Below are 13948 nucleotides of genomic sequence, written 5' to 3'. Positions count from 1 at the left end.
CTTAAATTCATAAAAAACATAAAAAATAGAATGGAAAATGAAATATAAAAATTGCAAGATTCAATTGACAAACAATTAAAAAAATGATAAGATATAATTGCAAAGATATAGAAGGGGGTATTTTGAATGGAGAATATGAATATGGTTGAATCTAAAATAAATGAAATAGATAATAAATATGAAATTAATATGAAAAAGTGTAGAGTAATAACATGCATTCACTGTGTAGGAGATGTGTGCGCAAATGAAACTTGTGAAATTTATGAAAGATCATTTATTCAAGAGGGATAATAAAAAAAGCTATGTTTTTTATAGAAGTAACTTCTTATAAAAAACATAGCTTTTTGTGTTTAAGGAAGGTTATATATAGAAACAATATGATAAAACCGCTCAAATTATTGAGCGGTTTTATCATATTTAACACTTAAATTATTTTTCATCGTGTATTTTGTAATTAAATGCTCCTTTAAATGGAATACCCCTTGGAGGTGGAACTGTAGTAGTTGTTATTGGATTACAACTTGGTCCTGTTATTGTTATTGGTGGATCTTCTGATGGTGGGAAACAATCATTTCCTCCTTTAACATAAACATTTTTTTCTGTTTTATCAAAACACCCTTTTACTATAAAAGAAAATTTTCCTCCACTTGAAAAATAAGATTGAATTTCATCATCAGTAAGGTTATCCCATTTCACTCTGAGTATACCATCTGGAACGCAATTATTATTTCCAGGACCAAATTCAAATGAACCGCCTGGTTGAATATCTCCATCCATTAGATCTGATATATTGAATTCTGGGCAGAGTTCTAATTCCCAATGACTTATATTATAAGGTAGTATAGAGTTAGGATCTTCTTGAACAGTATATACCCATTCTTGAATTAATTCACCACTTTCAAGTCTACAATCATTACTTATAAAAGTTATAATGTATGCACCTACAGTAGCTTGGTCAGGCATCTTATATCCTCCTTACTAAATGTATTTAAATTACAACACTATATTATATTCCTAAAATGTACAGATGTTACAAAATAATTATTGAATAATATTATTAAATAATATATTAATAAAAACATTAATTTTAACATATAAATTAGTATGAAAATTTAGGAGGAATAAAATAAATGAAAGTAGCAATTTTTACTATGTTCAATGGATTAGATAGAACATATTCTCTTGTGAATGTAGTGGGTGAGCATTTACAAATGTTGCTTGATGCTAATATTAAGACTAAATTATTAGTTAGCGAACATTGTCTTGATAGTGATAGAACGGGAATATACTTGGATAAGAGGATAGAGTGGGCTAAAGTTGTAAATACAGTTGATGGGAAAAATATAACGTGGTATGATTACAGTCAACCTAAAGGTGAGGTTCATGAAACTTTTTATAAAGAAGTAGATTTAATAGCTAAAGATTTAGTAAAAAAGTTATTAGATATAGATGTATGTATAATGCATGATATTCATTTTTTAGGTTGGCACTTAGTACATAATCTAGCTATTAGAAAAGCTCAACAAGAATTGCAGAATGTAAAGTTTATTGCATTCACACACTCAGTTCCATTTAGTCCTGAGCCAAATTCAAAATGGCCTTTTTCTGCTCGTTATACTCCTATGCCTAAGACTACGTATGTTTATCCATCTCAATGTGGGATATCTGCTCTTGCAAAACAGTATAATGTATCAGAAAATAATTGTAGTGTAATTAATAATACATTAAACTTATTAGAAGATATGAGTGATGAGGTTAAAGATATATCTAAAAAATTTGACTTATTATCACCAGATATCCTTATTATTTATCCAGCAAGGCTTACACCAGGGAAAAAACAGGAAAAAGTGGTTGCATTAGCTGGCTCTATTAAAAAAGCAACAGAAAAAAGTGTTAAAGTAATTTTTTGTGATTTCCCATCTATGGATATTAAATCTGAATCTTATAAAAATATAATTAGAGAATTAGCATATAGTTTCGGACTAAACACTGAGGATATTGCATTTACAACAGATTTAGGATATCCAAATGGTTTTCCTAGAAAAGGAGTGTTAGAACTCTTTACATTATCAAACCTATTTATTTGTCCTTCTTACTCAGAATCTTTTGGATTAATAGTACTTGAAGCAGCAAGTAGAGGAAACTTCTTAGTACTAAATCAAGCTGTTCCTGCATTAAAAGAAATAGGAGAGGATTTAAATGCTTACTTTATGAGATGGGATGCGAGAAATTTTGGTTTTAATACAAGGGAAACTTATCATTCATCTGAACAGGAATATTATGAAGACCATGGACAAAAAATAGTGAATTTAATTAATAAGAATCCTGTAATAAATTCAAAAACTATAATAAGACAACGCTATAATCCTAAATGGGTTTTTAAAAATCAATTGAAACCATTATTAAAGTAAAAAGTAAAGTTAAAAATAGGGTTTAGTATTGGATTGATTAAATATTACATTTTCACATAAAAAATGGACTCAAATTTGAGTCCATTTTCTATTTTTATATATTTATTCAATACAGTTACAACTACAATTAGAATCATAATCACAATCTGTATGGAATTGTTTTATTACTTCTTTAGGAAATAGTTTAGGAAAATCATCACAATCACATATTAATTGATTTTCTGTTTGAGGATAACATAATCCTGTGGTTAATACACAAAGCTGAATAGGAACTTTGATTTTCTTTTCGCAAATAAAACAGAATGTGAGTGTTCCATCTACTATTAAATTACAGCACTTATCAACTACTAATTTGCATGCTTCAAATTTACACGATGCATTGCAAAGTTCAGATAAAAATGGTTTAGCAGCTGAATCTGATGAAGGCACAAATAAATTTACTACTACTGGAAACTTAATTGAACCCTTTATTGTAGCTTTTGCTTTAAAGTGGCTATCTGTACTTAAATCTTTGCCTTTAAGAAATACTTTAGCTTCAAAATCTGCTTTTATTTTTTCTGTTATATTGCACTCAGTACCTTTTTTATTGCAATCATCATTATATAAATCTAAATCTGATAAATCAAAATCTATTACTCCACCTGGACCTATGATAGGAGGGTAGCATAACTCTTTTCCATTTATAGAAGTATTGATTTTTGTAATTTTGAATTTTTCTAACTTACATTTTTCTTTATAAACTTTTAAACAATCTCCTGGATTAATACATCCGTCTACTTTTATATCAAATTTTTCATCGCATACCTTAAAATCTCTTTGAGTCTTAAAAATTGCAGCATCAAATACTTTATCAACAGATATACATTCGGTCTTTATTTTATCTATACAGTCTGATGTATCACAATCACATTTTTTGTTACAAGGGTCTTTGTGTGAATCACACTTACATTTTTCATGACAAGAGTCTTTAGATTTATCACACTTACATTTTTCGTGAGAAGAATCTTTAGATGAACTACACTTATACTTTTTATCAGATCCCATACTAATATTTCCTCCTTTCGAAATGAGATTTACTCAAAAAAAATCGAATCTCTATTGTAATATATGAAAAATAACTATTAATTGTTACGAACAAGATTATTTTGTAAATCATATATTTTATTAAGAATATTTTTTTAAAGGAGCTAATATTATGAATACAAATGCTCAAAAAGATTGGACTGTTTTAATTTATATAAATGGAAATAATGATATTGAACCTGAGATACGACAAGCTATGCTAGCAATAAAAAACGTTGATATAAACGAAAATGTAAATGTATTAGTTCAAATTGGTAGAGAAGAGTGGGCTTTAGTTAAGATTATAAGACCATTAGATACTTTACCTGAGTCAGATGATAAATGGGTTGGAGTAAGGCGTTATTACTTTGAAAAAACAAAATGTACTTTAATTGAAGATTTAAAAAAAACCAATATGGCAGATCCTATGTGCTTATATGAGTTTATAAAATGGGGGATTAAGAATTATCCATCTGAAAAATATATGCTAATAATAGGAGGACATGGATGTGTATTAAAGGGTGCTCTGGCGGATTATAGTCAAGATAATCCTTATATGATGGGTATACCTGAGATAAATACTGCAATTGATAAAGCGTGTAAAGAAGTAAATAATAAAATAGATATTTTAGTTATAGATATGTGTTATTTTAATTTACTTGAAATAATATATGAGTTTGGGAAAGATAAAGATTATTCTGTACAAAGCATATTAACGTATATAGGAGAAGGACCTATTCAAGGATTACCTTATGATAAAATGATAAATTTATTAGAAGAAAATAATACAGAGTATATAATAAAAAAAATTATTGACAATTTAAATTATAATTTAGTAGCTTTTGAAGTCGATAATAATAAATTTGAAAAAATAAAGAGTCTGTTTAATGAATTAGCTAACTGTTATTTAGATAATAAAAAAGAAGAATTAAAGGCCTATGAATTACTTTCTTATGCAGGTGCTAAACATCCTTGGGGTTCTATTATAAAAAATATAAAAGAAGATATGAACTCTATTGTTATTTATTCTAAAAAAAATAATAATAACTTAGGGTTAATAAATATTATGACTTACTTAACATCTGATTCAAATCAACTATACTCTTATTACAAATTAAGCTTCACTTCAGATAATAAGTGGGCATATTTAGTCAGTGATAAAAGAACTATTGATAATATAAATTTAGAATTAAAGCCTATAAAAATATCACATCAAGCTGTATATGAACTTATTTCAATAATGAATCCATCACTAAATGAATATGATAAAAAAGTAATATTGGATAATTTGATTAAGTATAAAGAGTGGAAATGAGAATAAAAATAGTGCATTTGCTATATGGGAAATGCACTATTTTTATATATTGAAAGGTATAGATTTACAAACTAAGAAAATCTGAGTGGTTTAGGAGAATTCCTCTAGCAGGAGGTCTTATTAATTGAATTGCATCTAATCCTAAATAACTGTCAAGTATTGAATCCAATGCATTAGTAATATTTCCTTCTAAAGTGAAGGTACCAGTAGAAGTAAACACATACTCCCAAAATGTCCATGGAGTTTGACCATAGTCTCCAACAGTGCTAACACTTGCACTAAAAACAGTCGATATTACAGTTGTTCCGGATTTAATAACTACTTTTGATTTATCATCATATGGAAGATAATCGTTTGCTTTAAAAAATGCCCAACCTGAAATTTTATCTCCTTTTTTTGCATAAAATGACTGAGAAACTGTAGTATATGAACCTGGACCATCAGTTTTTAGTAAAGCAAAGAAATTTCCATTTATCGGAGTATAAGTTAAAAAGCTAGAAGGGGTAGTAGCAGTTGCACCCGGTGGAACGACTAGAGTCCAACCTGTAAAACCTTGATCGAAACTACGATTTATAATTTGTGACATAATTTATTCACCTTCTTTTACACCTGATACGGTAGTTGTTGTAAGACATGCACTCATATTATACCTCTTTTCTATTTATTAGATTTAGATGAAGTAACAATAGCTGAATTTGCTTTTACTGCTTTTGACTCATTAATACAATTAGTTTTTAAAACAAACCTTTTCTTATTAGGTGAATTTACAGTTGAATTTTCTGATTGATTTTGTTGTATATCTAATGAGCTAGAAGTAATGATATTTTCTTGTGTAGCACTTTGTGTATTTTGAGTAGTTGTACAAGTATTTTCTGTATCTAGTGAAGATTTATCGCTTTGTTTTATTTCTTCTGTATCTTGAATATTGTCCTTATTTTTAAATAGATTTGTTACGAAAGAGAGAACAGGATGTTTTTCATTATTTTTTAATTCCTCTTGATTCATAGGAATCTCTCCTTTGATATTAATTTGAAATATAGTTTTAAGGCACTACCATAAAGGTAGTGCCATGGATTACTGTTAGGTTGTGTAGGTTATTAACCCTCAGAAGGAGTAGGACAAATAGGACAAGGGTTCGTGGAATCTAAAGTAACATCTGTAACTATAAGACTATCACCTGTTTGTTCTGGTGGGCATAAAGTAACAAACATTTGTACACATTTCTCTATCTTCATTTTTACTTTAATTATAATACATTGATCGAGAGTACAGTCATCATTTAAATCTATATAGGTAGTTGCTTCAATATCTAGAATCTGACATTCAAGATCGTCTAAGTCATCGAAACATCCACCAGCAGGTGTACATTTTTGGAATATAAATGGTACTTCTTCACAAAAACCGTATTCAAGATTAATTATCTGTGGGCTTCCGCCTTGATTACGTATAACTATTTCTTCTTGAGCAAATATGTCGATATAGGCTATGAATTTACCGCTTACAACTTCTACTCTACAGCATTTAGCTGTAACATTAACTGTACTACTGTTTCTATCAATTCTAGCGCTGTCACTTAAAATATAACCAATATCAACACCCTGCTTTGTAATTCTACCGAAAACAGTTTCGTCACATATTACTTTTCTTGTTTTTATTAATTCACAACATGAATTACAACCCATAATAAAAATCCTCCTTTTTATAATAAATATAAATAATATATTTTAAAAAATTAACTTTGTAATTTATCTTTTGTCAATAATATTATATGAATATTATAAAATTTGGGTACATGAAAGGTAAAAAAAACCCCATCTTAACAATCAGATGGGAATCTTGGACATGATAAATCGAAAATTAATTTCTTTTCTTTAATTACCTTAATCTCAAGACATGCTTTAATCTTTTGAGTAAGTGTATTTTTATCTGAATTTAATTTTATATCATTCTCACCTAATATACATACAACTTCACATTTTAAATTAGAAGTATCATTGATTTTACAATCTTTGAATTTAAATCTTTCTACTATTCTAAAGACATATTCAAGAGGTATATCGGGTTCTCCTAATTCACTTATAGTTAGATTTTCTTTTACTATGAATTCAACATCGACTTGAAGGTTCTTACCTTCAGGACAATCTAAAATACAACATTTTAATGGTACAATCTTAGCGTTACCATCAACAATAGCAAAACGTCCAAAAGGAGTACCTATTTTGACATCTTTACTTTCATGTTCAAATTTAAAAGTCTCTTGGCATATTAAATTCTTACTTTTTACTATGTCACATGAACTCACATAAATTTCCTCCTTTCTTTTCTAGCATCATGCTATTATATACACTAATAATATATGATAGCTTTTAAAATTTGCCACACACAATTATAGTATTCAGATATAATAAATTTTGTTATAATAAGATTGGTGATATATATGAAAAAATACGAATTCGACATAATTGCAGATAATATTCCTAAGTATGTTCAGATATATAAGAATATTAAAAATATGATAGAGAGTGAAAAGATTACAAAGAATGAAAAGCTGCCACCTATAAGAAAAATATCAAATTTATTGGGTGTTAATACATCTACTATAGTAAAGGCATATGAACTATTAGAAAATGAAGGATATATATATAAGATAGTAGGAAGTGGAAGCTATGCATCAGAGATTAAGAATTATAAGCAAGTATCTTCAATTATAGATGATAAAATTATAGGATTTGATTCTGGGAATCCATCTACAGATATATTTCCTATTGAGAATTTTAAGAAAGCTATAAATATGGCTCTTCAAAATGAAGGTGCTTCTTTATTTGAATATGACGAAGGTCTTGGATATCCATCTCTTAGGAATTCAATATGTGATTATTTAAAAAGTTTAAATATATATACAGATCCATCTACAATACAAATAATATCTGGTGCACAGCAAGGAATAGATATTATTTGTAAAACACTTATTAACTATGGGGATGTTATATTTTGTGAAGAGCCTACGTATAGTGGAGCTTTAGAAATATTTAAAAACAAGGGTGCGAAAGTAATGCAGGTTCCATTATTAAGTGATGGAATGGATATTGGTATTTTAAAGCTAAAATTAGAAAAAATAAGGCCTAAGCTTTTATATGTTATGCCAAATTATCAAAATCCAACGGGAATATCATATTCTAAACAGAAAAAGAAAAAACTCATAGAACTTGCAAATGAATATGATTTTTATATATTAGAGGATGATTTTTTAAGTGATTTTAAATTTTATTCAGAAGATAATAATACATTAAAATCATATGATGATTCTAATAGAGTTATATATATTAAGAGTTTTTCAAAAATATTAATGCCTGGTCTTAGAGTGGGATTTATGGATATACCTATAGGAATTTTAAATAAGGTAATATGGGCTAAATATTCAAGTGATATAGTTACATCAAGTTTAGTTCAAAAATCACTGTATTATTATATGAAATATTACGATTTTAAAAATCATTTGAAAAATGTAGAACAAACGTATAAAATAAGATTTGATAGTATAACTGACTTAATAGAAACGAGGTTATCTTCTAGAATAGAATTTAATAAGCCAACAGGGGGGATAAACTTCTTTATGTCTCTTCCAAAAGGATACTCTTCAATTGATTTTAGAAATTATTTGATACAATATGGTGTTTCTATTATGCCTGGGAACTATTTTTTTGATAATCCTATAGAAGATAGTTTTTTTAGGATAAATATAGCATCTACAAATTGTGAACAAATACAAAAGGGAATAAGTATAATAGATAAAAATTTAGATGATTTTTTATTAAAGTATAAAAACAATGTTGATTTTAAAAATAGTAGGATGTTTTTTTAGCCTCTAAGGAAATAATATAATTTTTAATTTATTCACAACATTGATAAAAAAACTGAAGTAGCAACTATTTTTGAGCAACGGAGCCCGTTAGGACTCGTTGGCGACATGAGCCATGCGATAGCATGAAGCGAATTTTTTTAATTAAGAAAGAGGTGTTAAAATGTTATCTAAGGAAAAAATAGATAGAATAAATTATTTAGCAAAAAAAGCTAAAGCAGAAGGTTTAAATGACGAAGAAAAAAGAGAACAACAAGATTTAAGAAAAGAATATATAGAAAATTTCAGAAAAGATTTCAGAGAAAAATTAGAGTGTATAGAAGTTGTAGATTAATATACTAGAGGGGGATATTTATGGCTGAAAAAAAATATGTTATTTTCAAACTTAACGATGAAGAGTATGGAGTAGACATAATGAAGGTTAAGGAAGTCAGTGAAGTTAAGGAGATTGTTAAAGTTCCAAATACTCCTAATTTTGTAGATGGAATTATAAACATAAGGGGAGATGTAACTCCTATAATAAATTTAAAAAAGAGATTCCATTTACGTGAAGATATAGAATCTTATGAGGTATCTAGAATTATTGTAGCTAATATAGCGGGTAAAATGATAGGATTTTTAGTAGATGATGCTTCTCATGTAATATCTATGGAGGATACTGATATAGAACCAGCTCCAGAAATAATAGCAGGATCTGAGAAAGAGTATATTGAAGGTATTGGAAAAATTGGTTCTAGAATGATAATAATATTAAATCTTGAAGAAGTTTTAGATGAAAATGAAAAAAATAGTATAAACAGTATTGAGCTTTAGTTCAGAAATGAAAGGTTGCCATATGGCGATCTTTTATTTTTTGTAAATATTATGAGAACGGGTGTCATATTTTTTAAAAATATAGTATAATGGAATGGAATGTCGAAATATGAAAAAAGAGGTAATTTATTGTGAATGGAGAAGAGGTAGTCGTAAATTTTAATGAAATATTCAATAAGGTGATAGACACCATAAAGAATAGCCAAGATGAAGTTATGTCTATGTATGAAAGTGTACATAATGAGTGTGAAAAAATGAGAATAGACTTAGAAAACTTCAGGGCACGAGTTAAGTTTTTGATAGATGAGGTTGAATACTTAGAAAAAGAGGAAAAAAAGAGTAAACAAAGATTAGCATCTATAAGTAAGAATTTCCATAATCAAACAGAAGAGCAAATAAGACAGGCATACGAAGATGCTAAATGTATACAGGTAAAGCTTACATTGAAAAGAGAAGAAGAAAAAAATATAATAAGAAGTAGAAATGATCTTGAAATAAGACTTAAGAAAATGAATGATATACTAGAAAAAGGCGAACTATATATGTCTAAGATGAAATCTGTTGTTGATTTTCTGATGGGAGATTTAGAAAATGTATCTCAGAAGATGACCTCGTTAGAGGGTAAAGCCCAGATTGGAATGGAGATAATAAAATCACAAGAGGAAGAAAGAAGAAGAATAGTTAGAGACATTCACGATGGACCAGCACAGAGCATGGCTTCTTTAGTAATAAAGTCTGAAATAATGAATAGACTTTTAGATAAAGATATAGAATTATCTAGAGATGAACTTAAAAATATAAAGAAAATTCTTAGGACTACACTTAGAGATTTAAGAAGAATTATGTATGATTTAAGTCCAACATCATTAGATGATTTAGGGTTGATACCTACAATAGAAAGAGCTATATCAGATATAGAGTATGAGAATGATGTGAATATAGGTTTGATTGTACTTAACGATACAAAAATAATGCATCCTTTGGTTAGGATAACTACATTTAGAGTTATACAGGAATCTTTAAATAATGTATGTAAGCATTCTAAAGCATCTAATGTTAAAATTAAACTCGATATAAATAATAAAAGAGTAGCCGGTATTGTTGAGGATGATGGTATCGGATTTAATATGGATTGTGATCGTTTAGAAGGATCATTAGGAGTAGGCTTTATGAGGGAAAGAGCATCTTTACTAGATGGCCAATTAAAAATAGATAGTAAAATAGGGGAAGGAACTAAGGTTATATTTGCTTTTCCTAATAAGGAGGTAAATGATGAGAGATAATATAAAAGTTATGATAGTGGATGATCATTCTCTTATGAGAGAAGGTCTTGCAAAAATATTGGAGCTTGAGGATGAGATAACTATTGAAGCTAAGGCTTGTGATGGATATGAAGCTATAGAATACTATAGAAAAAAAGATATAGATGTAGTTTTATTAGACATTAATATGCCTAATATGAATGGTATAGAAACTTTAAGAAAATTAAAGGATATGGATTCATCTAGCAGGGTAATAATGTTGACTATATATGATGAAAGAGAATATCTTATAGAAACTTTGAATCTAGGAGCTAATGGATATATGCTTAAAGATTCAGAATCGTCAAGTTTGGTTTCTGCAATAATAAACGTATATAATGGCGGAAGTTATGTTCATCCAAATCTTGCAGGGGAATTATTAAGAGAAATAAACAAAAGAAAAGATAGAAATGCAGCTAAAGAGGGCTTAGATAGTTTAACTAAGAGAGAATATGAAGTATTATCTCTTATCGCTGATGGTCTTAGCAATAAAGAAATTTCAGAAAAACTTTACATAAGTGAGAAAACTGTAAAAAATCATGTTTCTAGTATATTAAGAAAGCTTGATGTATCAGATAGAACTCAGGCAGCTATATATGCATATAAAAACAATATAAAGAAATTATAAAATCGTATCAATAGATACGATTTTTTATCTACTAATAGGAAATACTAAAAATACATAGAATAATGAATAAAAATACCAAAAATTTGATAAATTGACATTTTTAAAAATTAACTTCTGAAATGTGATATAATAAAAATAATATGTTAAAATAATGCTATACGGAAGGTGGTAAATATGAAATTAACTCATGAATTTAAAAATGCATGGAAAAATTTAAAAGATGGGGATATGGATGCCGTAATGTCTTATTCTAAAGAATATATGGACTTTTTAGATAATGGAAAGACTGAAAGAAGATGTGTAGATGAGATAATTAAGATGGCAAAAGAGCAAGGATATATTTCGTTAGAAGAAGCTTTAGAAGCCAAAAATGTTAAAACAGGCTCTAAGATATATGCAGATAACAAGGGTAAAGGTGTAGCGTTATTTGTAATAGGACAAAAGGAAATAGAAAATGGTATGAAAATAGTTGGATCTCATATAGATTCACCAAGATTAGATTTAAAACCATTTCCACTGTATGAAGATGGTAATTTAGCTCTTTTAAAGACTCATTACTATGGGGGAATTAAAAAGTATCAATGGACATCTATTCCTTTAAGTATGCATGGTGTTGTTTATACTAAGGATGGAAATAAGGTTGATGTTAACATTGGTGACGATGCAAATGATCCTGTAGTATACATAAGTGATCTTTTAATACATTTAGCTAAGGACCAAATGGGTAAAAAACTTTCTGAAGGTATTACAGGTGAAGGGCTTAATGTCTTAATAGGACATATACCTTTAAAGGATGAAGAAAAGGATTCTGTTAAGAAGAGTGTATTAAAATTATTAAATGAAAAATACAATATGACAGAAGAAGATTTCTTAACTGCTGAAATTGAAATAGTTCCTGCTGGAAAGGCAAGAGATGTAGGTCTTGATAGATCTATGATTGCAGCTTATGGACACGATGATAGAGTTTGTACATTTGCAGGACTTAAAGGTATTTTTGAAGTTGAAAATCCTGAGTATACAGCTGTTGGATTATTTGTAGATAAAGAAGAAGTTGGTTCTATGGGTAATACAGGAATGCAATCTAGATTCTTTGAAAATGTAGTTGGAGAAATTATAAATGCTCAAGGCGATTATAATGATTTAAAATTAAGAAGAGCATTATCTAATTCAAAGGTGTTATCTGCAGATGTTACTTGTGGTTTTGATCCAAATTTCCCTGATGTTGTTGATAAGAGAAATGCAGCATTTATAGGCCATGGGGTAGTTGTAGCTAAGTACACAGGAGCTAGAGGAAAATCTGGTTGTAATGATGCAAATGCAGAATTCTTATCTGAAATAAGAAAGACTTTTGATGGAAATGATGTTACATGGCAAGTAGGAGAACTTGGAAAGGTAGACCAAGGTGGAGGCGGAACTATAGCCTACATATTAGCAAATTATGGAGCAGAGGTTGTAGACTGTGGAGTTGCTCTTTTAAGTATGCATGCACCTATGGAACTTGCAAGTAAAGTAGATTGCTATGAAACTTTCAAGGCTTATAGAGGATTTTTAAAGTAGTTTTTAAATAAAATGGCACTCATTTAAATGAGTGCCATTTTCATTATTCAAAAAAATTCTTTATATGATCTATGAATTTTTCTTCTAAAGGTGTGTTTATTCTTTTTTTAGAATATATAAAGTAGAATTTTCTTTGAAGATCTAATTCTTTTATTTTATAAATTTTTAATGATTTAGAGCTAACATCATCTATTATAGACTTATTAGATACAATAGAAAGTCCCATTCCTTTTTTAACCATTTCTTTAGTTGCCTCGTTACTTTCTACATGAGCTATTACATTAAAATAGTCTAGTGGAAGATTATTTTTTTTAAGTTCATTTATTATAACTCTTCTAGTTCCCGAACCTTCTTTTCTCATTATAAAATTTTCTTTTTTAAGTGAAGAAATACTCACATATGAATCAGCAGATGTAATATTATAATCATAAGGGGCTATTAAAACCAGCTCATCCTTTATTAAGTCTATATACTGTATTTGTGAGTTTGGAATTTTTGAACCTACAAATCCAAAGTTTACTTTTTCGTTTAATATTTCATCTATTGCATCGTGTGAATCATGATGAGTTATAGTGAATTTTACATCTGGAAAATCATTTATAAATGATTTTAAAATGTCTGGCAATATATATGTTTCAGGAATAGAACTTGAGGTTATATCTATAATACCTTCTATTTTTCCCTCATACTCCTTCAAATTGAACAATGCTTTTTTTCTCGAATTTAGTATTTCAAGAGCATGAGAATAAAGAATTTCTCCAGGTTCAGTTAAAGATATATTCTTGTTATTTCTATTTATTAAGATTGTACCTAGTTCTTTTTCGAGATTTTGAATATGGGTAGTTATAGTGGGTTGTGTTAAAAACAGTTCTTTTGCAGCTTTTGAGAAGCTTTTGTGTTTTGCTATTTCTATAAATGTTTCGAGTTGTTTAAAATCCATATTATCTTCTCCCTTGTGTTGAATTATAACTAAATTATAACATATAGTTATAATTTAATGTT

The 13948-nt window shown here is 28.3% G+C and carries 16 protein-coding genes; 9 read left to right on the top strand and 7 right to left on the bottom strand.

The features are described 5' to 3' along the window. The first annotated feature begins 126 nt into the window (after positions 1-126). Complete coding sequence (locus M2214_RS12020) at positions 127-291, top strand: hypothetical protein (protein WP_248478491.1); 165 nt, start codon at positions 127-129, stop codon at positions 289-291. A 138-nt stretch (positions 292-429) separates the two neighbouring features. Here M2214_RS12020 and M2214_RS12015 read toward each other — a convergent pair whose 3' ends face one another. Then, positions 430-963 (bottom strand): hypothetical protein, encoded by a 534-nt coding sequence (locus M2214_RS12015; protein WP_248478489.1) that lies wholly within the window; start codon positions 961-963, stop codon positions 430-432. Between the two features lie 167 nt (positions 964-1130). On the opposite strand from M2214_RS12015, the gene M2214_RS12010 reads away from it, so the two are divergent. Next, a complete protein-coding gene (locus tag M2214_RS12010; protein WP_248478481.1) occupies positions 1131-2411 on the top strand; it encodes a glycosyltransferase in 1281 nt (426 codons plus the stop codon). A gap of 102 nt (positions 2412-2513) precedes the next feature. Here the strand turns inward: M2214_RS12010 and M2214_RS12005 are convergent, their stop codons facing one another. Continuing rightward, positions 2514-3455 carry a hypothetical protein gene (locus M2214_RS12005; RefSeq protein WP_248478479.1) on the bottom strand — a complete coding sequence of 314 codons (942 nt, stop codon included), beginning with the start codon at positions 3453-3455 and terminating at the stop codon, positions 2514-2516. 151 nt (positions 3456-3606) lie between these two features. Here M2214_RS12005 and M2214_RS12000 point away from each other — a divergent pair, with 151 nt between their 5' ends. Next, entirely contained in the window at positions 3607-4788 is a 1182-nt protein-coding gene (locus M2214_RS12000; RefSeq protein ID WP_248478468.1) for a clostripain-related cysteine peptidase, read from the top strand. 64 nt (positions 4789-4852) lie between these two features. On the opposite strand, the gene M2214_RS11995 is transcribed toward M2214_RS12000, so the two are convergent. From M2214_RS11995 to M2214_RS11980, 4 genes are all read right to left on the bottom strand, one after another. After that, positions 4853-5374: a hypothetical protein gene (locus tag M2214_RS11995; protein WP_248478466.1), complete on the bottom strand. Its 522-nt coding sequence runs from the start codon at positions 5372-5374 to the stop codon at positions 4853-4855. A 71-nt stretch (positions 5375-5445) separates the two neighbouring features. Continuing rightward, complete coding sequence (locus tag M2214_RS11990) at positions 5446-5793, bottom strand: hypothetical protein (protein ID WP_248478464.1); 348 nt, start codon at positions 5791-5793, stop codon at positions 5446-5448. A 92-nt stretch (positions 5794-5885) separates the two neighbouring features. Then, entirely contained in the window at positions 5886-6470 is a 585-nt protein-coding gene (locus M2214_RS11985) for a hypothetical protein (RefSeq protein ID WP_248478462.1), read from the bottom strand. Positions 6471-6604: 134 nt separating this feature from the next. Continuing rightward, positions 6605-7090: a hypothetical protein gene (locus M2214_RS11980; RefSeq protein WP_248478460.1), complete on the bottom strand. Its 486-nt coding sequence runs from the start codon at positions 7088-7090 to the stop codon at positions 6605-6607. A 135-nt stretch (positions 7091-7225) separates the two neighbouring features. On the opposite strand from M2214_RS11980, the gene pdxR reads away from it, so the two are divergent. From pdxR to M2214_RS11950, 6 genes are all read left to right on the top strand, one after another. Then, the gene (gene pdxR, locus M2214_RS11975) at positions 7226-8650 is read left to right on the top strand and encodes a MocR-like pyridoxine biosynthesis transcription factor PdxR (RefSeq protein WP_248478458.1); all 1425 of its coding nucleotides are present in this window, start codon (positions 7226-7228) and stop codon (positions 8648-8650) included. A gap of 160 nt (positions 8651-8810) precedes the next feature. After that, positions 8811-8981 (top strand): DUF896 domain-containing protein, encoded by a 171-nt coding sequence (locus M2214_RS11970; RefSeq protein ID WP_248478449.1) that lies wholly within the window; start codon positions 8811-8813, stop codon positions 8979-8981. A 20-nt stretch (positions 8982-9001) separates the two neighbouring features. Next, positions 9002-9460 (top strand): chemotaxis protein CheW, encoded by a 459-nt coding sequence (locus M2214_RS11965; protein WP_248478447.1) that lies wholly within the window; start codon positions 9002-9004, stop codon positions 9458-9460. A 131-nt stretch (positions 9461-9591) separates the two neighbouring features. Then, entirely contained in the window at positions 9592-10743 is a 1152-nt protein-coding gene (locus tag M2214_RS11960; protein WP_248478445.1) for a sensor histidine kinase, read from the top strand. Continuing rightward, positions 10733-11389, top strand: coding sequence for a response regulator (locus M2214_RS11955; RefSeq protein ID WP_330651495.1), 657 nt, complete (start codon positions 10733-10735; stop codon positions 11387-11389). The genes M2214_RS11960 and M2214_RS11955 overlap by 11 nt, the downstream gene beginning before the upstream one ends. Before the next feature lie 174 nt (positions 11390-11563). Beyond that, positions 11564-12946 carry an aminopeptidase gene (locus M2214_RS11950; protein ID WP_248478435.1) on the top strand — a complete coding sequence of 461 codons (1383 nt, stop codon included), beginning with the start codon at positions 11564-11566 and terminating at the stop codon, positions 12944-12946. A gap of 43 nt (positions 12947-12989) precedes the next feature. On the opposite strand, the gene M2214_RS11945 is transcribed toward M2214_RS11950, so the two are convergent. Further along, the gene (locus M2214_RS11945; protein ID WP_248478433.1) at positions 12990-13886 is read right to left on the bottom strand and encodes a selenium metabolism-associated LysR family transcriptional regulator; all 897 of its coding nucleotides are present in this window, start codon (positions 13884-13886) and stop codon (positions 12990-12992) included. Between the last annotated feature and the right edge of the window lie 62 nt (positions 13887-13948).

This window comes from Tepidibacter aestuarii (assembly GCF_934924865.1).
Lineage (GTDB): Bacteria > Bacillota > Clostridia > Peptostreptococcales > Peptostreptococcaceae > Tepidibacter_A > Tepidibacter_A aestuarii.
The sequence above is the reverse complement of the archived record's forward strand: the minus strand, read 5'-3'. Positions and strand labels throughout refer to the sequence as shown.

Excerpts from the sequence above, each read along its gene's own strand:
- M2214_RS12010 (WP_248478481.1), top strand. The coding sequence starts at position 1,131 with ATGAAAGTAGCAATTTTTACTATGTTCAATGGATTAGATAGAACATAT.
- M2214_RS11970 (WP_248478449.1), top strand. The coding sequence starts at position 8,811 with ATGTTATCTAAGGAAAAAATAGATAGAATAAATTATTTAGCAAAAAAA.
- M2214_RS11985 (WP_248478462.1), bottom strand. The coding sequence starts at position 6,470 with ATGGGTTGTAATTCATGTTGTGAATTAATAAAAACAAGAAAAGTAATA.
- M2214_RS12020 (WP_248478491.1), top strand. The coding sequence starts at position 127 with ATGGAGAATATGAATATGGTTGAATCTAAAATAAATGAAATAGATAAT.
- M2214_RS11990 (WP_248478464.1), bottom strand. The coding sequence starts at position 5,793 with ATGAATCAAGAGGAATTAAAAAATAATGAAAAACATCCTGTTCTCTCT.
- M2214_RS12015 (WP_248478489.1), bottom strand. The coding sequence starts at position 963 with ATGCCTGACCAAGCTACTGTAGGTGCATACATTATAACTTTTATAAGT.
- M2214_RS11965 (WP_248478447.1), top strand. The coding sequence starts at position 9,002 with ATGGCTGAAAAAAAATATGTTATTTTCAAACTTAACGATGAAGAGTAT.
- M2214_RS11945 (WP_248478433.1), bottom strand. The coding sequence starts at position 13,886 with ATGGATTTTAAACAACTCGAAACATTTATAGAAATAGCAAAACACAAA.
- M2214_RS12000 (WP_248478468.1), top strand. The coding sequence starts at position 3,607 with ATGAATACAAATGCTCAAAAAGATTGGACTGTTTTAATTTATATAAAT.
- M2214_RS11995 (WP_248478466.1), bottom strand. The coding sequence starts at position 5,374 with ATGTCACAAATTATAAATCGTAGTTTCGATCAAGGTTTTACAGGTTGG.
- M2214_RS11955 (WP_330651495.1), top strand. The coding sequence starts at position 10,733 with ATGAGAGATAATATAAAAGTTATGATAGTGGATGATCATTCTCTTATG.
- pdxR (WP_248478458.1), top strand. The coding sequence starts at position 7,226 with ATGAAAAAATACGAATTCGACATAATTGCAGATAATATTCCTAAGTAT.
- M2214_RS12005 (WP_248478479.1), bottom strand. The coding sequence starts at position 3,455 with ATGGGATCTGATAAAAAGTATAAGTGTAGTTCATCTAAAGATTCTTCT.
- M2214_RS11950 (WP_248478435.1), top strand. The coding sequence starts at position 11,564 with ATGAAATTAACTCATGAATTTAAAAATGCATGGAAAAATTTAAAAGAT.